Annotated in this window: 9 protein-coding genes and 11 pseudogenes; 12 read left to right on the top strand and 8 right to left on the bottom strand. The window is 66.6% G+C overall.

The features are described from left to right. The first annotated feature begins 19 nt into the window (after positions 1-19). The 10 genes and pseudogenes from GKC70_RS09440 to GKC70_RS09485 all read left to right on the top strand — a co-directional run bounded on the left by GKC70_RS09440 (position 20) and on the right by GKC70_RS09485 (position 10,952). Positions 20-166 carry a hypothetical protein gene (locus GKC70_RS09440; protein WP_342651158.1) on the top strand — a complete coding sequence of 49 codons (147 nt, stop codon included), beginning with the start codon at positions 20-22 and terminating at the stop codon, positions 164-166. Further along, positions 163-1,016 (top strand): annotated as a pseudogene (locus GKC70_RS09445) (alpha/beta fold hydrolase). The gene GKC70_RS09440 and the pseudogene GKC70_RS09445 overlap by 4 nt, the downstream one beginning before the upstream one ends. 106 nt (positions 1,017-1,122) lie before the next feature. Beyond that, positions 1,123-1,917: a DUF4892 domain-containing protein gene (locus GKC70_RS09450; protein WP_342651159.1), complete on the top strand. Its 795-nt coding sequence runs from the start codon at positions 1,123-1,125 to the stop codon at positions 1,915-1,917. Positions 1,918-1,929: 12 nt separating this feature from the next. Then, positions 1,930-2,975: pseudogene (locus GKC70_RS09455) on the top strand (AI-2E family transporter). Positions 2,976-3,120: 145 nt separating this feature from the next. Continuing rightward, positions 3,121-3,210 (top strand): K(+)-transporting ATPase subunit F, encoded by a 90-nt coding sequence (kdpF, locus tag GKC70_RS09460; RefSeq protein ID WP_037027358.1) that lies wholly within the window; start codon positions 3,121-3,123, stop codon positions 3,208-3,210. A gap of 9 nt (positions 3,211-3,219) precedes the next feature. Then, entirely contained in the window at positions 3,220-4,914 is a 1,695-nt protein-coding gene (kdpA, locus tag GKC70_RS09465) for a potassium-transporting ATPase subunit KdpA (protein WP_342651160.1), read from the top strand. A gap of 10 nt (positions 4,915-4,924) precedes the next feature. Further along, positions 4,925-6,974 (top strand): annotated as a pseudogene (kdpB, locus tag GKC70_RS09470) (potassium-transporting ATPase subunit KdpB). A 12-nt stretch (positions 6,975-6,986) separates the two neighbouring features. Continuing rightward, positions 6,987-7,542: pseudogene (gene kdpC, locus GKC70_RS09475) on the top strand (potassium-transporting ATPase subunit KdpC). A 61-nt stretch (positions 7,543-7,603) separates the two neighbouring features. Further along, positions 7,604-10,255 (top strand): annotated as a pseudogene (locus GKC70_RS09480) (sensor histidine kinase KdpD). Then, positions 10,252-10,952 (top strand): annotated as a pseudogene (locus GKC70_RS09485) (response regulator). The pseudogenes GKC70_RS09480 and GKC70_RS09485 overlap by 4 nt, the downstream one beginning before the upstream one ends. 138 nt (positions 10,953-11,090) lie before the next feature. Here GKC70_RS09485 and GKC70_RS09490 read toward each other — a convergent pair. Both GKC70_RS09490 and GKC70_RS09495 read right to left on the bottom strand, forming a co-directional pair. Continuing rightward, positions 11,091-13,632 (bottom strand): annotated as a pseudogene (locus GKC70_RS09490) (HWE histidine kinase domain-containing protein). Positions 13,633-13,762: 130 nt separating this feature from the next. Next, the gene (locus GKC70_RS09495; RefSeq protein ID WP_342651161.1) at positions 13,763-14,176 is read right to left on the bottom strand and encodes a MerR family transcriptional regulator; all 414 of its coding nucleotides are present in this window, start codon (positions 14,174-14,176) and stop codon (positions 13,763-13,765) included. Positions 14,177-14,261: 85 nt separating this feature from the next. Here GKC70_RS09495 and GKC70_RS09500 point away from each other — a divergent pair, with 85 nt between their 5' ends. Next, the gene (locus GKC70_RS09500; RefSeq protein WP_342651162.1) at positions 14,262-14,699 is read left to right on the top strand and encodes a hypothetical protein; all 438 of its coding nucleotides are present in this window, start codon (positions 14,262-14,264) and stop codon (positions 14,697-14,699) included. A 10-nt stretch (positions 14,700-14,709) separates the two neighbouring features. On the opposite strand, the pseudogene GKC70_RS09505 reads toward GKC70_RS09500, so the two are convergent. The 6 genes and pseudogenes from GKC70_RS09505 to GKC70_RS09530 all read right to left on the bottom strand — a co-directional run bounded on the left by GKC70_RS09505 (position 14,710) and on the right by GKC70_RS09530 (position 20,737). After that, a pseudogene (locus GKC70_RS09505) lies at positions 14,710-15,887 on the bottom strand (GTP-binding protein). Positions 15,888-15,901: 14 nt separating this feature from the next. Next, positions 15,902-16,549 carry a nitrile hydratase subunit beta gene (gene nthB, locus GKC70_RS09510; RefSeq protein WP_039578585.1) on the bottom strand — a complete coding sequence of 216 codons (648 nt, stop codon included), beginning with the start codon at positions 16,547-16,549 and terminating at the stop codon, positions 15,902-15,904. A gap of 39 nt (positions 16,550-16,588) precedes the next feature. Further along, entirely contained in the window at positions 16,589-17,188 is a 600-nt protein-coding gene (gene nthA / locus GKC70_RS09515) for a nitrile hydratase subunit alpha (RefSeq protein ID WP_039578584.1), read from the bottom strand. Between the two features lie 30 nt (positions 17,189-17,218). Then, positions 17,219-18,731: pseudogene (locus GKC70_RS09520) on the bottom strand (amidase). 16 nt (positions 18,732-18,747) lie between these two features. Continuing rightward, a pseudogene (locus GKC70_RS09525) lies at positions 18,748-19,657 on the bottom strand (transporter). Then, positions 19,654-20,737 (bottom strand): annotated as a pseudogene (locus GKC70_RS09530) (phenylacetaldoxime dehydratase family protein). The pseudogenes GKC70_RS09525 and GKC70_RS09530 overlap by 4 nt, the downstream one beginning before the upstream one ends. Before the next feature lie 323 nt (positions 20,738-21,060). Between GKC70_RS09530 and GKC70_RS09535 the strand changes: the two are divergent. Further along, positions 21,061-21,993 (top strand): helix-turn-helix domain-containing protein, encoded by a 933-nt coding sequence (locus GKC70_RS09535; RefSeq protein WP_029612099.1) that lies wholly within the window; start codon positions 21,061-21,063, stop codon positions 21,991-21,993. Positions 21,994-21,995: the final 2 nt, after the last annotated feature.

A 21,995-nucleotide genomic window follows, 5' to 3' on the forward strand; every position in this document is an offset into this window, starting at 1 on the left:
TGCTTTGGATCCGGCGTCCATGTCCCAGCTCCTGTTCTTCGCTCGCACCCACGATGTTTCTTCACGCGCCAGTGGCAAACCACTCGCCGCTTTAACGGTAGGCGGCCCAGCAGTGCAGCAGTTGCTCGATATCCTCGGCCAGGTTGAACATGGGGGCGGGGCATGAGCGCACGTGTCGAGGAAATCCGCCTCAACCTGGGCCATATCGAGTTGGCCGCGCATGTTTTCGGTCCTGTCGATGGTCTGCCAGTCATCGCCCTGCACGGCTGGCTCGACAACGCCAACAGCTTCGCCCGTCTCGCACCACGCCTGCTGGGGCTGCGCATCGTCGCGCTCGACCTGGCCGGGCATGGCTATTCCCAGCACCGGCCAGTGGGCGCGAGTTATCACCTGGCCGACTATGTACACGATGTCCTGCGCGTCGCCGAGCAGATGGGCTGGGCGCGGTTTGGCTTGCTTGGCCATTCGCTGGGGGCGGTCATCAGCGTCCAGCTCGCGGGTGCACTGCCGGAGCGCATCAGTCATCTGGCACTGATCGACGGCGTGATCCCGCCGACCGCTGGCGAGCAGGAGGCCGCCGAGCGCTTAGGGTTGGCGTTGCAGGCGCAACTGCGTTCGGATGGCAAGCGCAAGTCTGTGTATCCGACCCTGGAGCAGGGCGTTCAGGCGCGCATGAAAGGCATGGTGGCGGTCAGTTGCGAAGCGGCCGAGCTGCTGGCCGAGCGGGGCTGATGCCGGTGCCTGGCGGCTACAGCTGGCGCAGCGACAGCCGTCTGACGCTGCCCTCGCCGGTGCGCCTGAGCGAGACCCAGGCCATGGCGTTCACCAAGCGAATCCAGTGTCCGAGTTGCCTGGTGGTCGCCGAGCAAGGCTTGCTGGCTCGGCACACGACGCTGCTGGAGCAGCTACCCTTCGAGCAGGTGGTGTTGCCCGGCGGACATCATCTGCACCTGAACGATGAACACGGCGCAAGCCTTGTTGCAGACTGTTTCAATCGCCTCTTTGGCTTTGCTTGACTTGCATCGGACAAGTGCCGAGGCTTGGCGGGTTGAACAGGGAGACAGCCATGCACATGCCAGACATCCAGGCACTTCACAGCGGCCTTCGCCGCAAGGACGGCCGATGAGCGCGCCGTCGATTCTGCGCGGCGCCATCGCCGTCTGCCTCACCCTCGCCAGCCCCATGCTCTGGGCTGGCAGCCTGCCAGTGCCGACCGACGCCAGGGTGGTCGACCAGCGGCCTGCCGTGGAACAGGAACGTGTCTACCCCATGGGGCCGGTGCGCAAGATCAGCGGCCGGTTGCGCGTGGAGGGCAAGGTGAAAAGTCGCGGTCAGGTCAGTTCGGTCACCTATGAACTGCCAGTGAAGCGCACTGCACGAGAGGCCTTCACCAGCGCTCGCGAAGCCCTGCAGCGCGAGGGTGGTTATCCGCTGTTCTGGTGCCAGGGCCGCGACTGCGGTGAGGCCAGCATCTGGGGCAACGACGTATTTGGCAGTGCCCGTCTCAACGGTGGCGACGAGCAGCAGGCGTTCATCCTGCTGCGCCGCTCGGCCGAGCAGGCCGATACCCTGGTCGCCCTGTACAGCGTGACTCGTGGCAACCGCCGTGCCTATCTGCATGTCGAGGAATTCGTCGCCGACAGCCCGTTGGACGAGGTGCTGCCGACCCCGGCTACCGTACTGCGCGAAATGCGCGACACCGGCAAGCTCGACTACCCCGATCTGGCTGCGCCGCGCCCGGCCTGGGTGTCATTGCTGGCTCGAAGCCTGAATCTGGACAGTACCCTGCGCGCCAGCCTCAGCGGCGAACAGGCCGAGGCCTGGCGCGAGCAACTGGTCAAGGCCGGCGTGCGCAACGCGCGTCTGGAGGTGGGCAGCGCGCCCACCGAGGGTGTGCATCTGGAACTGATTCGTTGAACGAGAACCCCCATGGCCAACACTGACCGTCTGTTGGTACAGATCCTCCTGCTGGCGCTCCTGGGCGCCGCATTGTGGGTGATGGCGCCGTTCATCTCGGCGCTGCTGTGGGGCGCGATCCTGGCCTTCGCCAGTTGGCCGCTGATGCGCCTGCTCACCCGCTGGCTGGGTGGGCGTGAAACCCTGGCGGCGAGCATCCTCACGAGCATATGGATTCTGCTGGTGGCCTTGCCGCTGGTGTGGCTGGGTTTCAACCTGGCTGACCATGTGCGCGATGCCACCTTGTTCGTCCGTGACATCCAGGTCGACGGCCTGCCGGATGCGCCCGACTGGGTGGCTGGCATTCCCGTCGTCGGTGAGCGTCTGGTCGCCTGGTGGCAGTCCTTGGACCAGCAGGGCGCGGCGTTGCTGGCGTCGGCCAAGCCGTACTTCGGTCAGGTCGGCAACTGGTTGCTGGCGCGCAGTGCGCAGATCGGCGGCGGCGTGCTGGAGCTCACCCTGAGCCTGGTGTTCGTGTTCTTCTTCTACCGCGACGGCCCGCGCCTGGCGGCGTTCGTGCTGCGTCTGCTGCAGCGGTTGGTGGGCGAACGCGCCGACTACTACATCCTGCTGGTGGCCGGCACCGTGCAACGGGTGGTCAACGGCGTGATCGGCACCGCGGCCGCGCAGGCGCTACTGGCGCTCATCGGCTTCCTCATTGCCGGAATACCCGGGCGATCGTGCTGGGCCTGGTGACGTTCATGCTCAGCCTGATTCCCATGGGGCCGCCGCTGGCCTGGATTCCCGCCACCGCCTGGCTGGTGTGGAAGGGCGAATACGGGATGGCGGTGTTCCTCGGTATCTGGGGCACCTTCGTCATCAGCGGCGTGGACAACGTGCTCAAGCCCTACCTCATCAGCCGTGGCGGCGACTTGCCGCTGGTGATCGTGCTGCTCGGCGTGTTCGGTGGGCTGATCGCCTTCGGCTTCATCGGCTTGTTCATCGGCCCCACGTTGCTGGCGGTGGGCTACAGCCTGTTGCTGGACTGGAGCCGCAACGCCGTGCCGCCCACCCCGTAACCGTCCACACAGGCCCTGCCCATGCAGGGCCTGTTCTTTACGCAATCTTTATGCCCTGAGCCAAGGCTCGATCTCGTCCCTTTACGCCCGTGCCTTCGACAATTTCCCCATAGCGGTCAACGCCGCATCATGGGGAGATTCATCGATGAACATGCTCGACGGCCTGTCACTGCTGCTGGCAATGGCGTTATCCGTGTACCTGCTGGTTGCGCTGTTGCGCGCCGATCGCAGTTGAGGAGCGGCCATGCACAGTTACGACTTCGCATTGCTGCTGGCGTTTTTCGCCCTGGTGCTGTTGCCATCACCCTGGCTCGGGCGCTTCTACTACAAGGTGATGGAGGGACAGGGCACTTGGTTGTCGCCGGTGCTCGGGCCAGTGGAGCGCGGCGGCTACCGGCTTGCCGGCGTACGCGCCGACCAGGAGCATAACTGGAAGCAGTACAGCCTGGCCTTGTTGACGTTCAACCTGATCGGTTTCCTGTTATTGTTCGCCGTTCTGCTGCTGCAGGGTTCGCTGCCGCTCAACCCGCAGCACCTGCCTGGCCAAGAATGGTCGCTGGCGTTCAATACCGCCGTCAGCTTTATGACCAACACCAATTGGCAGGCCTACAGCGGCGAGGCCTCGGTCAGCTACCTGAGCCAGATGATCGGCCTGACCGTGCAGAACTTCGTCAGCGCTGCCACTGGGCTGGCAGTGTTGGTCGCCCTGTGCCGTGGCATCGCGCGCCGTAGCACTCACCAACTGGGCAACTTCTGGGTCGACATGACCCGTGCCACCCTCTACGGCCTGCTGCCGCTGTGCCTGTTGCTGGCGCTGCTGCTGGTGTGGCAGGGCGTGCCGCAGACCTTTGCCGACTATGCCCACGCCGTAACCCTGCAAGGTGCCGACCAGACTATCCCGTTGGGCCCGGCGGCCAGCCAGATCGCGATCAAGCAACTGGGCACCAACGGCGGTGGCTTCTTCGGCGTCAACTCCGCCCACCCGTTCGAGAACCCCACGGCCTGGAGCAACCTGTTCGAGGTGGCGGCGATCATCCTGATCCCGGTGGCGCTGGTGTTCACCTTTGGCCATTACGTGAAGGATCTGCGCCAGAGCCGGGCGATCCTGGCGTGCATGCTCACCCTGTTCCTCGTCGGTGGCGCCGTGGGGCTATGGGCCGAGCATCAGCCCAACCCGACCCTGGACAGCGCGCAGGTGCAACAGCGTGCGCCGCTGGAAGGCAAGGAAAGCCGCTTCGGCACCACTGGCACGGTGCTGTGGACGGTGACCACCACCGCCGCCTCCAACGGCTCGGTCAACGCCATGCACGACAGCCTCAATCCGCTGACCGGCATGGTCGCGATGGTCAACATGATGGTCGGCGAGGTGATCTTCGGCGGCGTCGGCGCGGGTCTCTACGGCATGCTGCTGTTCGTGCTGATCGCCGTGTTCCTGGCTGGCCTGATGATCGGCCGCACCCCTGAGTACCTAGGCAAGAAGCTACAGGCCCGCGAAGTGCAACTGCTGGTAGCGACCCTGCTGGTGATGCCGGTGGGCGTGCTGGTGCTCGGTGCCATCGCCGCCAGCCTGCCAGGGCCTGCCGCGGCGGTAAGCAACCCGGGGCCGCACGGCTTCAGCCAATTGCTGTACGCCTACACCTCGGCCACCGCCAACAATGGCTCGGCCTTTGGCGGCTTCGGCGCCAATACCGTGTTCCACAACCTGATGATCGGCCTGGCCATGCTCATCGGCCGCTTCGGCTACATCCTGCCGATCCTGGCCCTGGCCGGCAGCCTCGCAGCAAAGACGCCCGCACCGCAGGGCCAGAACAGCTTCCCCACCCACGGACCGCTGTTCGCCGGTCTGCTGCTGATGACCATCGTCCTGGTCGGTGGCCTGACCTTCCTGCCGACCCTGGCCCTGGGGCCGATCGCCGAACAGTTGAGCCTGGGCTTCTGAGGACCCACACATGAATATGCCGTTAACTGAAATGAACGCTGCCCGCGCTGCCGATCAGACCCGTTTCGCTGCACTCTGGCGACCGGCCCTGATGCAGGCGTTCGTCAAGCTCGACCCACGCCAACTGCGACGCTCGCCGGTCATGCTAGTGGTGGCCCTGACCGCGCTGCTCACCACCGTGCTGTGCCTGTTGCCGAACAATGGCGTGAGCACCGGCGTTGCGGTGCAGATCACCGTCTGGCTGTGGTTCACCGTGCTGTTCGCCAATTTCGCCGAGGCCCTCGCTGAAGGCCGTGGCAAGGCGCGTGCCGACAGCCTCAAGGCGGGCAGTCAGGGCTTGTCCGCCCAGCGCCGGCTGGCCGATGGCCGCTTCGAAACCGTCGCGGCTGGCGATCTGCGCAAGGACGATGTGGTGCGCGTGGTCGCCGGCGAGCTGATTCCCGGCGACGGCGAAGTGCTCGAAGGCATCGCAGCGGTGAACGAGGCGGCCATCACTGGCGAATCGGCGCCCGTGATCCGTGAGTCGGGCGGCGACCGCTCGGCGGTGACCGGCAACACCCGTGTGGTCTCCGACTGGCTGCTGATCCGCATCAGTAGCAACCCCGGAGAATCCACCCTGGACCGGATGATCGCGCTGGTCGAAGGCGCCAAGCGGCAGAAGACGCCCAACGAGATCGCCCTGGACATCCTGCTGATTGGCCTGACCCTGATCTTCCTGATCGTGGTGGTCACCCTGCAGCCGTTCGCCCGCTTCAGCGGCGGCAGTCTGCCGTTGATCTTCCTCGCGGCCTTGCTGGTCACACTGATTCCCACCACCATCGGCGGTTTGTTGTCGGCCATCGGCATCGCCGGCATGGACCGTCTGGTACGCCTGAACGTCATCGCCCGCTCCGGGCGCGCGGTGGAGGCCGCCGGTGACGTTCACACGCTGATGCTCGACAAGACCGGCACCATCACCTTCGGCAACCGTCGCTGCAGCGCCCTGCACGCCGCGCCGGGCGTCACCGCGAAGGAGCTGGGGCAGGGCGCCTTGCTGGCGTCGCTGGCCGACGACACGGCCGAGGGCAAATCGATCGTCGAGTACCTGCGCCAGTTGCACGACTTCGTCGAGCCGCCAGCAGCGCAGTACGACGCCATTGCTTTCAGCGCCGAAACGCGGCTGTCAGGCATCGATTTCGAGCAGCGCCATTACCGCAAGGGTGCGGTGGATGCAGTGCTGGCCTTCGTCGGCTTGCAGCGCCTGGAAATGCCGGCACCGCTGGCCCGCGAGGTGGAGCGCATCGCCCAGAGCGGAGGCACGCCGCTGCTGGTGTGCCTGGACAAACGCCTGCTCGGCGTGATCCACCTCAAGGACGTGGTCAAGCCCGGTATCCGCGAGCGTTTCGCCGAGCTGCGCAAGCTGGGTATCCGCACGGTCATGGTGACCGGCGACAACCCACTCACTGCGGCGGCCATCGCTGCCGAGGCCGGCGTCGACGACGTGCTCGCCGAAGCCACCCCGGAAAAGAAACTGGCGCGTATTCGCCAGGAGCAGCATGACGGTCGTCTGGTGGCCATGTGCGGTGACGGCGCCAACGACGCCCCGCCCTGGCCCAGGCAGACGTCGGCATGGCCATGAACGACGGCACCCAGGCGGCGCGCGAAGCGGCCAACATGGTCGACCTGGACAGTGACCCGACAAAACTGCTGGATGTGGTCCAGGTTGGCAAGGAACTGTTGGTCACCCGTGGCGCCTTGACCACGTTCTCAATCGCCAACGACGTGGCCAAGTATTTCGCCATCCTGCCGGCACTGTTCGCCTCGATCTACCCGCAGCTCGGGGCGCTCAACCTCATGGGCCTGACCAGCCCGCAGAGCGCGATCCTTTCGGCCATCGTGTTCAACGCGCTGATCATCGTCGTGCTCATCCCCCTGGCGCTGCGCGGGTGCGTGTCCAGGCCGCCAGTGCGGCGCAACTGCTGAGGCGCAACCTGCCGATCTACGGCGTGGGCGGCATCCTGGTGCCGTTCGCCGGGATCAAGCTCATCGACATGCTGCTGACTGCCCTGCATCTGGTTTGAAGGAGAACCCCCATGAATACCTATCTGCGTCCAGCCCTGAGCCTGGTCCTGCTGATGACCCTGGTCACCGGCGTGCTGTATCCGCTGGCGGTGACCGGCATCGCCCAGGTGGCCTTCCCCGAACAGGCCAACGGTAGCTTGGTGCGCGACGCCCACGGCCAGGTCCGGGGCTCGGCGCTGATCGCCCAGGCCTTCGAGGCGATGGCTGGTTCCATTCGCGGCCCTCGGCGGGCGCCTTCGCCACCGTGTCGAGCAGCGCCAGCAACCTGGCGCCGAGCAACCCGGCGTTGGCCGAGCGGGTCACAACCGAGGCCGATGCCCTGTACCAACCGGCACTGGGACCGGTGCCCAGGCCTTGCTGACCACCTCTGGCAGCGGCCTGGATCCGCAACTGCCGCCCGAGGCGATCGCGTATCAAGTGCCGCGGGTGGCGGCGGCGCGCAACATGCCCGTCGAGCGCTTGCAAGCCTTGGTGGATGAGGCCACTCTGCGGCCATTGGTCGGCCCACCCGTGGTCAATGTGCTGGCCTTGAACCAGGCGCTGGAAGGCTCGGTGCCCGCCAAGTAAAGACCGCGATGACCTGCGCAGCAGGCCCGTTCGAATCGACCGCTTCGTATAAGGATCCCTGATGAGCAATTCCACCCGCGCCGATGCCCTGCTGGCAGGCCTGCCCCGGGCAGGTCGCGGCCGCCTCAAGGTGTTCCTCGGCGCAGCGCCGGTGTCGGCAAGACCTACGCCATGCTCCAGGCCGCTCACGCCCAGCAGCGCCAGGGCGTCAGGGTACTGGCGGCGGTGGTCGAAACCCATGGCCGCAGCGAGACCGAGGCGCTGCTCGGTGGCCTGCCTCAACAGCCCTTGCTGCGCAGCGAGTACCGTGGCGTCACCCTCGAAGAAATGGACCTCGACGCCCTGTTGCAGGCTGCACCGCCCTTGGCGCTGGTCGACGAACTGGCGCACAGCAATGCCCCCGGCAGCCGGCACGCCAAGCGCTGGCAGGACGTGCAGGAACTGCTCGCCGCCGGCATCGACGTCTACACCACGGTCAATGTCCAGCATCTGGAAAGTCTCAACGACAAGGTGCGCGACATCACCGGCGTGCAGGTGCGTGAAACCGTGCCGGACTGGGTGCTGCAGGAAGCCTTCGAACTGGTGCTCATCGACCTGCCGCCGCGGGAACTGCTCGAGCGTCTGCGCGAGGGCAAGGTCTATGTGCCCGAGCAGGCGCGCGCCGCCATCGATGCCTTCTTTTCCCAGACCAACCTCACCGCCTTGCGCGAGTTGGCCATGCAGACCGCTGCCGCCCAGGTCGATGCCGACCTCGCCCACGGCTACCGGCAACGGGGCGAGCAGGCGCCGGCGTTGCGCGGGCGCCTGCTGGTGGGATCGATGGCGACGCCCAGGCCGAACGCCTGGTGCGTCACGCCAGCCGCGTGGCGCAGCGGCGTCACCTGCCGTGGAGCGCGGTGCACGTGGACAATGGCCGGCTGCCGGACGAGGGCGCGCGCCAGCGCCTGCAAGCGGCGCAGCAACTGGCCGAACGCCTGGGCGGCGAAGTGGTGGTGCTGCGTGCCGGCGAGGTGGCGCGCACTTTGGTCCAGCATGCGCTGGAGCGCCGGGCCAGCCTGGTGCTGGTCGGCCAGTCCCAGGATCGCTTGCGCCGCCGTGTGTTCGGTGCCGGCGTGGCGGCGCGGCTGCTGCGTGACAGCCGGGGCCTGGAGATCAACGTGCTTGACCGCGACGACCTGCCGCCGCCGACGCGCGCCGCGGTCAAACGGATCTGGCACTGGCGGCATTACTTGCTGGCGCTGCTGGCCACCGGACTGGCGTCGGCGCTGGCCTGGGTGTGTCGAGCGTGCTGGCGCTGCCGAACATCTCGCTGGTGTTTCTCGCCGCCGTGCTGCTGGTGGCGGTGTGCAGCAGCCTGGGCCCGGCACTGGCCTGCGCGGCGCTGTCGTTCCTGAGCTATGACTTCCTGTTCATCCCGCCGAGCTTTTCCCTGAGCATCCAGCGCGAAGAAGACGTGCTGACCTTGGTGTTCTTCCTGCTCATGGCCGCCCTGACCGGCAACCTGGCGGCCCGCCAGCGCCGTCAGTTGCAAGCGCTGCGCGATACTCAAGCCGAGACCCGGCAACTGCTCGACCTGTCGCGCCGGCTGACCGTGGCCACCGATCGCCAGGCGGTGTTCAACGCGGCGGGCCAGCACCTGGGCGGCTCCCAGGGAATCGACGTGTGTGTGCTCGAGCGCGATGCTGACGGCCTTCTGCAGGTGGCCAGCGGCGCTCCTCAGACCTTCAGCGACAACGAGCGCGCGGCCGCCGACTGGGCCTGGCAACACGGCCAGGCAGCCGGGCAGGGCAGCGATACCCTGCCCAATGGCCGCTGGTGGTGGTGGCCACTGGCGGTGGACGAGGCGCCGCTGGCCTTGCTCGGGGTGCGCGCCAGCGGCGGCGAGACCCTGAGTGCCCAGCGCCGGCGTGTACTCACGGCCCTCGCCGAGCCCCTGGCCCAGGCCTTGGCCCGTGCACGGCTGGGCGAGCAACTGGAGGCGGCGCGTCTGCAAGGCGAGACCGAGCAATTGCGCAGCGCCTTGCTCGCCTCGGTGTCCCACGACTTGCGCACCCCGCTGACCGCCATGCGCGGCAGTATCGACAGCCTGCTGGCGCTGGGCGAGGCGATCCCGCTCGACGACCGCCGCGAGCTGCTCGAAGGGACGCGTAACGAGGCTGAACGCCTGGACCGCTATATTCAGAACCTGCTCGACATGACCCGCCTGGGCCACGGCAGCCTCAAGCTCGCCCGCGATTGGGTGGCGCCCGGCGATATCGTCGGCAGCGCGCTGGCACGCCTGCACGCGGTGCTGGCGCCTTTGCAGGTGCACACCGACGTGCCCGCCGAACTGCCGCTGCTGTTCGTGCATGCCGCGCTGATCGAGCAGGCGTTGGTCAACGTGCTGGAGAATGCCGCGCGCTTCTCACCGATCGGCGGGCGCCTGGAACTGCGACTCAGGGTCGAGGACGCGCAGTTGTGCCTGGCTGTCGCCGATCAGGGGCCGGGCATCCCGCCAGCCGAACGCAGCAAGGTCTTCGATATGTTCTACACCGCCGCGCGCGGCGACCGGGGCGGGCAGGGCACGGGGCTGGGGCTTGCCATCTGCCAGGGCATGATCGGCGCCCATGGCGGCAGTATCCGGGTGGGCGAGGGCATCGATGGCCAGGGCACCTGCATCACACTATGCTTGCCGCTGCCCCCTCAACCCGACAGCGACAGTGACGCCCCATGAGCCAGCCCGCCACCCTTCTGGTCATCGACGACGAGCCGCAGATCCGCAAGTTCCTGCGCATCAGCCTGACCTCCCAGGGCTACACAGTGCTGGAAGCGGCCAGCGGCAGCGAGGGGTTGGCCCAGGCGGCACTGAACAAGCCTGACCTGGTGGTGCTCGACCTCGGCCTGCCGGACATGGACGGCCAACAGGTGCTGCGCGAACTGCGCGAATGGAGCACGGTGCCGGTGATGGTGCTGTCGGTGCGCGCCAGCGAGGTGCAGAAGGTCGATGCCCTCGATGGCGGCGCCAACGACTACGTGACCAAGCCGTTCGGCATCCAGGAGTTTCTTGCCCGCGTGCGGGCACTGCTGCGGCACAACCCTCAGGCCGAGGTGGCGCAAAGCAGCAGCGCGCAGTTCGGTGCGCTGCTGGTCGATTTCGCCTACCGCAAGGTCAGCCTGGACGGCGTCGAGGTCGCACTGACGCGCAAGGAGTACGCGCTGCTGGCCCAGTTGGCGGCGCACCCGGGGCGGGTCATCACCCAGCAGCAACTGCTCAAGGACATCTGGGGCCCGACCCATGTGCAGGACACCCATTACCTGCGCATCGTGGTCGGTCATCTGCGCCAGAAGCTCGGCGACGACCCCACCGCCCCCGCTTCCTGATCACCGAGGCCGGCGTCGGCTATCGGCTGGTGGCCCCGGAGGGGTTGTAGATCGGTTCCATAGGAACTCCGGAACCTGATCTGCTCAGCTGGAAATGAGCGGCTTTGCGAGATGGATAATCCCGCTTCCAGCGCGTGCGTGACGGCCTGCTGCCGCCTGCGGTAGACAACGGCGACCTGAACCTGGGGTCAGGACGGCTCCAGCAGGCGCCTGAGGTTGGACAGGATCGACCCAGCGTCGTAGGGCTTGCGCACGACGGTCACCTCACGCAGATGCGCCGGGATGCTCAGCGTGTCGCCATAGCCGGTGGCGAACAGGAACGGAATGGCGCGCCGAGTCAGCTCATCGGCGATGGCCATGGAGTTGCCGCTGCCCAGATTCACGTCCAGCACCGCGATGTCGGGCGCGCGCGCCTCGATCAGGCGCAACGCCTCCTGTTCAGAGCCGGCGGTGCGCACGTCGTCGAGCTGCGCATCGGCGAAGATCTGTTCCAGGCCGACGGCGATCACCAGTTGGTCCTCGACGATCAGCACGCTCAGCGGCCCCAGGTGCTCCAGGCCGGTTTCCGGCAGCAGGCCCTCGGTCTGCGCGGGGGCGCTGTCGGTCTCATCGACAACGTTGATGTGACGGGCTGGAATGCGAAACACGCCACGCAGCCCCTCGGGCAGATACTCGACCTGACTGGTCCCGCCCAGATCGAACGGAATGCTGCGGTCGATCAGTACCGAGCCAAAGCCGCCACGGGTGGGCGCACGCACGGTCGGGCCATCGCTCTCGCGCCAGACGATCTCGCAGGCGTTACCGGCATCGATCGTCCACTCCACGTGCAGCCTGCCGCCGGACCGTGACAGCGCACCGTACTTCGCGGCATTGGTCGCCAGTTCGTGCAACACCAACGCCATGACCGAATAGGCCCGCGCGTCGAGTACCACGGGCGGCCCGCTCAAGACGATGGCCTCGGCGCCGGAGCAGTACGGCGACAGCTCAGCCTCCAGCAGCGTCGACAGCCGTCCGCCGCCGTCGCCGCGCACCACTTGGTCGTGGGCCAGCGACAGTGCCTGGATGCGCCCCTTGAGCTTGCCAACGTAGTCGCGCAGCGTCTGGCTCTCCGAGGTGGGTGCGCCACCAGTGCGCCGATCAGCGAGAGAATGTTCTTCACCCGATGATTGAGCTCTTCGTTGAGCATGCGCTGACGCACCTCGGCTTTGGAGCGTTCGTTGGCCAGCAGTTCACTGTTGTGCAGTGCCACCTCGACGATGGCAGCACGAATCGCTTCGCCGAACTGGCGATCCTGCTCGGTCCAGGGCAAGGACTGCTGATGCACGGTTTCCTTCCACAGGGCGAAGCTCTTGCGCGGTGTCAGGCGCTCGCCGTAGACGCCGGTGAGGTAGGTCTTGTGCGGGTCGCCCGCCCAGTCCAGGGTCGCCAGCACTTCCTGACGGAACAGCAACAGGTAGTCTCGCGGATGCTGGGACATGGGAATGGCCAGCACGCCCGAGACCTGCGCGGCGTAGTCCTGGGCGGCCGGATGCACCAAAGAGAGTTGATGGCTGGCCCAGGTCCGCCCTTCGGCCAGGCTTTGCACCAGGGGCAGCAGGTCGGCGATGGCGGCAGGCGGTGGCGTCTGACCCAGTGCCGACCAGCGGCCTTGCACGGCCATGCCGATGCCGTCGCAGGCGATCAGCGACTTGAATTCGCCCAGCCGGGCCTGGAAGAAACTGGCCAGGTCCGGGCTCTGGTTAGCGTCGCGCAGCAGTGCGTCCAGCGAGCTGTGCACCTGTTCGGCGGCTTCGAGTTGCTGGCGAGTGCGCAGGCGCTCGATGTGCAGGGAGAAGAATTCGCCGAACATTTCCGCCGCCGCGCGCTGGCCCAAGGTGAGCGTGCGCGGAGCATAGTGATGGCAGGCGATCAGCCCCCAGAGCGCGCCGTCGACGATCACTGAGATCGACATCGAGGCGCCTACCCCCATGTTGCCCAGGTACTCGCAGTGGATCGGCGAGACGCTGCGCAAGTGTGCATGGGACAGGTCCAGCGGCTCGCCAGAGTGATCGAGCACCGGTTCGAGGGGCACGGCCTGAAACCGCACGTCGCCGATCAGCCGGATGGGGTTGCGCAAATACAGGCGCGGGCCTGCTGCGGGATGTCCGAACCTGGAAAGTACTGACCCATGAAGCTTTCCAGATCGCCGCGCTTGGCCTCGGCCACCACCTGACCGGCGCCGTCGGCACCCAGCTTGTAGATCATCACCCGGTCGTAGCCGAGCATGGCCCGCACATAGCGCGCTGCGTCGCTGAGCAGCTTGGGCGAATGGTCGATCTCGCGCAGTTGGGCGATCAGGCTGCGCGCCAGATCGATAGGCTCTGCCGCGTCCGTGCTGGCCGGTTCGAACTCGATGATCGCGGTGCCTTTGAACAGGTGGGCGGTGATGTCGAAGGTTCCACCTGCCGGCAGGCGCACGGCGAACAACAGGGCAGGGCGCGAGGCATCGCGGGTGCGGGCCAGGGCATTGCGGATGTCATGGGCCACTTCCTGGCCGAGCAGGGCGTGCAGCGTCTGGCCATTGATCGGCTCCGCACAGCCGAGCAATTGCGGCGTGTTGACCGAGTGGCGCAGGACAAGGTTGGCCGAGGCGTCGCAGGCGATCAGGCAGCCGTGGGGCTGGATGCTGCCGGGGATCTGGATCGGCTCACGATCGCAATTGCTGAGGTTCACACGGGAATCGAGCGTCATCGGCCCTGCCTGTCGATGGGGAGGTGAGCAGACAGGCAAGGGCACGCCGACTGCATGTGAAAAGGCCATCATTCTAGCAGGGCTGTGCGTAGGGTTCAGCCTGCCAGCGATGAGCGTTCGACAGTCAGGCTCAAGCAGACGTTTCAACCAATTCAAATGCCTCAGGAGTCGATGCCGATGCGGTCGTATCCAGGTCTGGACGCAACGGGCAGGCGAGTGTCAGGCGCTGGCGCAGGGCACCGCGCAGTTGATCGAGTTCGGCGATACGCTGCTCGACCAACAGCAGTTTGTCGTGCAGCAGGCTGCGCACCGCCTGGTCGGGATCGGCGGCGCCCCATAGCTGCGCGACGTTGCTGCCAATCTCGCCAAGGCTGAAGCCCAGGCGCTGGGCGGTACGGATGAACAGCACCAGTTCGACCGTGTCCTGCGGGTAGTCGCGGTAACCATTGGCGCGGCGCTGGGATTGGATCAGCCCGCGTGCTTCGTAGAACCGCAGCGTGTCGCGACTCACAGCGCAAACCTGGGCGAGTTCACCGATGCGCATGGGATTTTCCTCTAGGGGCACTTGACCTTGGAGCATACTCCAGGGTTTAGCCTGGCGCCTTCGTTGATGCTCAGGAGCAGCCCGCATGTGGACCCCTTCCCAATACCGTCGTCTGGTGCGCGCCAGTGGTGTGTATGACTTCGCCATCACCGTCGCGTTCGCCACGCCCTGGACCTTCGTGCTGCTGCACGGCTGGCTGACGGCACTCCACGCGACATTGGGCCTGAGCGGCAACCTGCCGGCATTCGAACCGGCGCAGATGATGATGGCCAACTTGATGGGCTCGATCGTGTGCGTCTGGGCCTGGCTGCGCATTTGTCATCCCGAGCGGCGCCTGGGCCGCTATGACGCGGTAGGCCGACTGCTGTTCGCCTCATGGCAAGTCTATGCGCTGCTGCACGGCGCCACTGCGCTGATAGGGGCCATCCTGGCGCTGGAGCTGCTGTGGGCCGGCGCGCAGTTGCTGCCGATCAGGGCCACCGAGCGGCCAACCGTGGTTGAAGAGAGGCCGCAACTTGCCTAGGGCCGGCCCCTCAGGCGAAAGCCTCGGCCCCCGGTAGCCTCCGCCAGTGCTGTGGGCCCTCGAGGATTTCCTGCTCGCTGAGCAGGCACGCGTCCAGTTCCTCGCGCAGGAGCTGCCAGTCCAGCCCCTGGCCGATGAACACGATCTCCTGTCGGCAGTCGCCCACCTGTTCGTCCCACTTGTCGAGAATGGCTTGGCGCCGATAAGCATCGACCGGCCATTGTGTCTGGTCGATGAACCGCCACCAGCGCCCGTCGTGCTGCCACTGGAAGTGCCCGGCGGTCTGCGCCAGCAGACCGATTTCAAAGAAACGGCTGGCCACCCAGAAATAGCCTTTGCAGCGCAGCAGCCGCCCATTGCGCCAGGGCCGCTGCAACAGTGCCTGCAGGCGCTGCGGATGAAACGGCGCACGCTCGCGGTACACCCACGAGGCGATGCCATAGGTGGCCGATTCCGGCTCAGGCGTGCCCAGCGTGTCCATCTGCTGCATCCAGCCCGGCGAGCGCGCCAGGCTCGGCAGGTCGAACAAGCGCGTGCCCAGCACGTGGTCCAAGGCAATCTCCCGCGCACCATCGGCACGATCCGCGCCTGCGGGTTGAGCTGCTGCAGCATCGCTTCCAACGCTGGATAAGCCGCCTCCGGCAACAGGTCGAGCTTGTTCACCAGGATCACGTTGGCGTATTCCACCTGCTCGATCAGCAACTCGCCCAGTGGCCGTTGCCCTGGCTCGCCGCCGGCTGGCATCGATGAGCCGAGCAACCCTTCGAAGCTGCTGGCATCGACCACCGTCACCAGCGTGTCCAGGCGCGCCAGCTCGCTCAGGCTGAAGCCATCGCGATCGAGAAAAGCGAAGGTCTCGGCCACCGGCATCGGTTCGGAGATGCCGGTGGATTCGATCAGCAGGTAATCGAAGCGTCCGGCCCGCGCCAGATGGCTGACCTGCTCCAGCAGGTCAGCGCGCAATGTGCAGCAAATGCAGCCGTTGCTCATTTCCACCAATTGGTCGCTGCCGCGGTTGAGGCTGACCTGGCGTTCGACGTCCTCGGCGTCGATGTTCACCTCGCTCATGTCGTTGACGATCACCGCCACGCGCAGGCCGGCGCGGTTGCGCAGGATGTGGTTGAGCACGGTGGTCTTGCCGGCGCCGAGAAACCCCGACAGCACTGTCACCGGCAGACGCGTGGGCAGGTTCGCCGCCGCGTTCACGACTGCGGCACCCGGTCCAGGTAGCTCTCGAACAGGTCGACCACGACCTGCCCGTCATCGGCGGCGTCGCCCCACAGGTCGCGCACCTCGAACTGCACATGGTAAGTCGGCTGCAGCAGCGCCGAACGGTCGCCATGGCCGATGCTGTCCGGGAACGGCCAGCGTTCGCGGGTCCGGTGCAGTACCACGCCTTCCTTGCCGCGCACGTAGCCGGGGAAGCGCACGTGACCGGCGACGTGCTCGTCGCGCACCCGCACCCGCTCGCCGACTTCGAACGGCACACGGTCGGCAATGGCTGCACGGCCTTTGCTGTGCGGCGGGTTGGCCAGCTTGAATGGCGCCCCGAGCGCTTGGTTCAGCGCCTCGCGGCTGATCGCGCCGGCCTCCACCAGCAGCGAGGCGGTGGCGATGACATACCGCTCGTAGTAGGTGGTGCCGACGTGTTGGCGCACGTCCAGGCGTTCGACGGCGTGGCGTACTTCGTCGATGCTGAACAGCCCCAGGTGGTCGCAGGCGACGAACATCAGGCTATAGGCCAGATGCTCCCAGTCGTCCTTGAACACCGGTTTGTAGCTGAGGCTGTCGATGCGATGGGGCACCTGGCCGAAGCCCTGGAAGCCGCCGAGGTCGTGAAATCCGTTCATGCAGATGTACCTGTCTGGAAGAGGGAGAAAGCGTTGGGCTCAGCGCACCACGGGCAGGGCGACGCCGATCAGCACGTCCTTGGTGACCAGGCTGCGCAGGGCCTGTTCGTCCAGGTGTTCGCTGCCAGCCGGGCGTAGCGGTAGCACCAGGTAGCGGGTTTCGGCGGTGGTGTCCCAGACGCGTACCTGGGTCTGGGCCGGCAGTTCGGTGCCCAGTTCTTTGAGCACCGTGCGGCCTTCGCGCACCAGCCGGGCACGGAATTCGAAGCCCTTGTACCACTCCGGCGGCAGCCCCAGCACCGGCCAGGCGGTGCACGAACACAGGCTGCAGACGATGACGTTCTTCAATTGTGGGGTGTCTTCCAACGCCACGATGTATTCGCCCTGTGGTCCGGTGTAGCCGAACTGGGCACAGGCCGCGGTGCCATCCTCGAGCAGCAGGCGGCGGAAGTCCTCGTCGACCCAGGCGCGCGCCACCACGCGTGCGCCGTTGGCTGGATCCCACTGGTTCTCCATCAGGTCGGTGAGGTGCTCGATGTAGCCGTCGGGAATCATGTCCTGGTCGCGCATGACCTTGAGCAAGGCGCGCGCGCGCTGGCCGGGGCTGGTGGTTTCGGGTGTCGGCACTGATGTGCTCATGGTGATCTCCTCAGGGGCGGGCACGGTCGGTTACAAGGTGCGCCAGTCGGTGCTGGCTTCGAAGGCGGCGGCGGCTTGGTACAGCAGGCCCTCGGCATGGTGGCGGGCGACCAGCATCAAGCCCACCGGCAGGCCATCGACCAGACCGCAGGGGATCGACATCGCCGGGTGGCCGGTGATGTCCTGGGCGCTGGTGTTGCCGATCATCTCCAGGGCGCGGGCCACGTACTCGCTGATCGAGCAGTCCTTGGGTGGGTGTGGCTGGGCCAGGATCGGTACGGTCGGCATCACCAGCACATCGTAGTGCTGCAGCGCCTGGTCGTAGGCGGCGCGGGCCAGGCGCGCGATGTTCTGCGCCTTGGCGTAGTAGCGCCCGTGGTAGCGCTCCAGACCATACTGGCCGACGAACATGCACAGCTTCAGCGAAGGCGACAGCCGGTCGGCCTGGGTGCGCCAGCCGGCCTGCTTGTCCAGCAGGGCCACGTCGTACAGGCCTTTCCAGTTGAAGCCGGCGCCGTTGCCGTGCATCAGTTGGCTGGTCAGGCCCTCGCAGCCGATGGGATGCCACAAGGCACCGGCCAGCCGATGTTCGGCCACCGACACCGGCGCTACCTGAGCCCCCAGTGAGGCGAGGCGTTCGATGGCCGCGTTGACCTTGTCGGCCACGCGTGGATCGAGGTTGGCCAACTCGAAGCCCGCGCAGCACACCGATGCGCAGACCCTTGGCGCCGCGGTCCAGATACTGGGTGTAGTGATCGACCTGCGGCGCGGCCTGGCGCGGGTCGAGGCCGTCGGCCCCGGCCAGCACTTCGAGCATCAGCGCGTTGTCGCGTACGTTGGCGGTGATGGGGCCGGCGTGATCGAGGGTCGCTTCGATGGCCATGATCCCGGTGTAGGGCACCAAGCCATGGGTCGGCTTCATGCCGTAGGTGCCACAGAAGGCCGAGGGAATACGGATCGAGCCACCTTGGTCGCCGCCCACGGCCATGTCCACCTGGCCGGCGGCGACCAGCGCGGCGCTGCCCGACGACGAGCCGCCGGCGGCATAGCCGTGGCGGTGCGGGTTGTGCACCGGTGCCGGGTCGGAGGTATGGCTGCCGCCGGAGAGGCAGTAGTGCTCGCAGGTGGCCTTGCCCAGTACGGTCGCGCCGGCCTCCAGCAGGCGCGTCACCACCGTGGCGTCGAAGCCGGGCACGAAGCCTTCCAGGGGCGTGGCGCCATTCATCATCGGCACGCCGGCCAGGGCGATGTTGTCTTTGAGGGCGACGCTGCGCCCGGCCAGCTTGCCGTCCACCGCGCCGCTCACTTCGCAGCGGTAGTACCAGGCGTTGAGCAGGTTGTCGCTCGATGCTGGGCGATGGCTGGGGCGCGGTGAGGCGGGTGCTACCGGGGTGTAGTCGGGCAGTTCGTCGATCAGGTCGTAGGCCTCGAAGCTGCCCTGCATCAAAGCCAGATAGTCGCTGGCCTGTTCGGGTGTCAAGTGCATGTGCAGACGCTGGGCGAGCGCCTGCAATTGTTCGGCGGTGGGGCGGTCGATGGCCATGGTGCGGTCCTTGGGGTCAGGTCGGTGAGGGTGGGCGTGGCGGCCGCCGATCAGAAATATGCGCATAGCGCAGATTCACGCGCAGGTCTTCCTTGGGTCCGTTTTCCACCGCCAGGTCGCGACCCAGTTGCACCTGCACCTGGTCCTTGGGGTGACGAAACGGGTGACGGTCAGGCGCAGGTTGGTGGTGCCGAGCCGATTGTCCTGGTTCAACTGCTCGATTTCGGTCTCGCCGCCCCAGGTGTGGCCCACGCCGATGGCGAAGGTAGTGGCGGCATCCGGCATGTAGCGGGCCATGATCTGCGCTGCGTAGGACACGTCCTGCTCCAGACGCTGGCTGGCTGGGCCGTAGTCGTCGTTGTCGCCGTACCAGGTGGCGCCACCGACCAGGTCCAAGGCCCAGTGCTCGTCGAAATGCTTGACGTAGGCGCCTTGCAGTTCGAACTTCCAGCGGTTCTCGCCGATGTTCAGCGGATCGTCGCGGTCGTAATTGCCCGTCGGCACGAACAGGTAGGGGGTCAGGCTCAAGGTGTCGCGGGCGTCGTTCAGGCGCAGCTTGACCGGTGCCGCCAGGATCAGGTCGCCGATGCCGTCGGCGCTGCCCAGGGGGAGGCGTCGTCATGCCCGGAAACGTGACCGAAGGGCAGCAGGAACTGCGGGTCGAGGGTCACCGTGTCGCTTAGGGCGATCACGTGCAGCAGACGCAGGATGCCGATGTCCGAGCGCAGCTTGAAATCGGAACTGACCTTGTGGTCCTGGGCATACAGCGTGTTGGTGCTCGAATGCTGGTAGTAGATCGCGCCGATGGTGGCGCCGACCGGGTACTGTTCATAGTCGCCGGGCGCCACTTCCACGGCATTCGCTGCAACCCCTGGCAGCAGCAGGCCCAGGCCGAGCAGGCGCAGGGTGGAGTTGGCCACGTTCATGAGGCGTTCGCCTGTGCCGGGCACGCCTGGGGCGCGGGCTTGGCATCGCGCAGCATGCCGGTCTGGGTATGGCAGTTGATGTACTCGAACAGTTGCTGACGACCATCGCTGACCGACACTTCGTGGTACAGGCGCAGCTTCTGCAGGCCCGCGGCCACGCGGAAGAAGGTGACGAAGATGCGCAGGTGGTGGGGTGCGATTCGGCCCAGCGTTCGAGCTTTTCCACCGAGCGCCAGTGGCCGATGTTGTAGCTGGTGTCGAGCAGGTTGCCCTGCAGGTCGATGTTGCGCACGAAGCGGTTGCTGTAGCAGCCCAGCGGCGCGCCGTTGTCGCGCAGGAAGTCCATGCCGGCTTCCAGGGTGGGGAGGATTTCGTCCAGGTACAGCGAGCGCTCCTCGGGCCGGCCTCGGCCCAGTCTTGCCCGGAGCGGATCAGCGCGATGTTGTCGTGGCCGCCGACGATCACCCGGCCGCCCTTGGCCGGGTCGCCGCTGAGGATGCGCAGCTCGTCATCGGGCTCCATCCAGTCGGTCTGCGAGGCTGGGAAGCGGTCGCGCATCGAGCCCCAGTAGCCATGCTCCTCGATCTCGCCGCTGGTGCTGTCCATCACCGCGCCGACACCGGGCAGGTCTTCGCGGAAGGCGTACAGGGTTTCGAACTGCTCGGCACGCGGCGCCACCACCTCGCGGAAGTAGCCCAGGCCCTCGTGCAGGCGTGCCTCGGCCGACCACCAGCCATCCACCTCGCTGCTGCGCAGCCAGCGGCGGTACGCGGCGGGGTCCTTCCAGTAGCCGACCACGATCAGATTGTCGTAGCCGCTGTTGTCGGTGTGGTGGGTCAGGTCGTGGTTGAGCGGGCCATCGGTCAGGGCGAAGCTGGCGACGATGTGCTGCAGGGCAGCCAGCGCCGCGGCTTTTTGTGCTTCGCCCTGGTACTGCACGCCCAGGTAAGCCATCACCACCTGGCGCAGCTCTTCGCCGGCGCGCGCCACCCACATCGGGAAGGGCGGCTGGTAGTGGTCGGGGACCCGACGCGAGAGCGTCCTGGGACATTTCAGATGCTTGTCGATTGCGGATTCCATGGGGCGGCTCCTTGTTCTTCTTGGTCGTCATCAGGCGCTGTGCACACAGCCTTGGCGGCGCCGGGGTGCGTCCGGCGTCGGCTAAACGTTAGGCAGCGTCTGGGCGCGCCGCTTGGTCGGTCGGGACAACCTGTTGGTTGGGAAGGACAGGGTGCGCGCGCTGTATCGGCATGGGGCTGGAAATGGCGGCAAGCACCAGAAGGGTGCGGGTTTCAGCGCTGGGCGATGGACTGTGCGGCCTTGGGTCGCTGGCGTGAAACTTGCTGTTCCTGTACTCGCGTCCCAACTCCACACGCTGCACCGCGCCGTTCGAGGTCCAAGCCATGCCTGATTCGAATCGCTACTCGACCCTTGCCGTGGAGGCGCCACGCCGTTTCGACTACTGGCGCGATGTGGTCTGCCAACACTGCCTGAAGGCGGACAGCGAGCCGGCGTCGCAGAGCGATTTCCAGGGCACGCTGGGGGTCAAGGGCATCGGTCCGCTGGAGTTGTATACCTTGTCGGCGCCGCTGCATCATTGGGCCCGCGAGCAGGACCACGTCCGCAGCGATCCAAACGACGATCTATGGCTGGGGTTCACCCGCCAAGGCTATGGACAGTTCGAGCAAGGCGGGCGTCAGGCTCGGCTGGCGGCGGACGATTTGTTTCTTTACGACGCAGACCAGCGTTTCCGTTTCAGTCTGGGTGGTACCGAAAATCACCTGCTGCGCATTCCCCGGCACTGGCTGGCTTCGCGGGTGCCCGGCATCGAGCAACGCACCGCCACGGTGCTGGACGCGCACCGGCCAGGCGTGTTGCCGCTGCGCGCCATGCTTCAGCAAGCCGCCAGCCACGGCACCTTGGGCGAGGGCGCGCTGAGCGCGCGCTATGCTGAAACGCTGCTGGACCTGCTGGTGCTGAGCCTGGAATGGCAGGACCTGACCATCACCCATGCCGAGCTGGATCTGCACGGGCGGGTAATGCACTACATCCGTCAACACCTGGCCGACCCCGAACTGAGCCTGGAGCGCATCGCCCAGGCGCACCACGTCTCCACACGCACGGTGACCCGCGCCTTTGCCCGCCACCAGAAGACCCCAGCCGCGGCCATCTGGAAGGAGCGCCTGGAAGGCAGCCGTCGAGCGCTCGAGCGGGGCGAGGCCAAGAGCATCTCGCAAGCGGCGCTGGACTATGGCTTCAGCGATTTCTCACATTACAGCCATGCGTTTCGCAAGGCGTTCGGTGTCGCGCCCTGCACGCTGCTCAAGCGTGAGTGACG

This window comes from Pseudomonas sp. REB1044, assembly GCF_038813925.1.
Taxonomy (GTDB): domain Bacteria; phylum Pseudomonadota; class Gammaproteobacteria; order Pseudomonadales; family Pseudomonadaceae; genus Aquipseudomonas; species Aquipseudomonas boreofloridensis.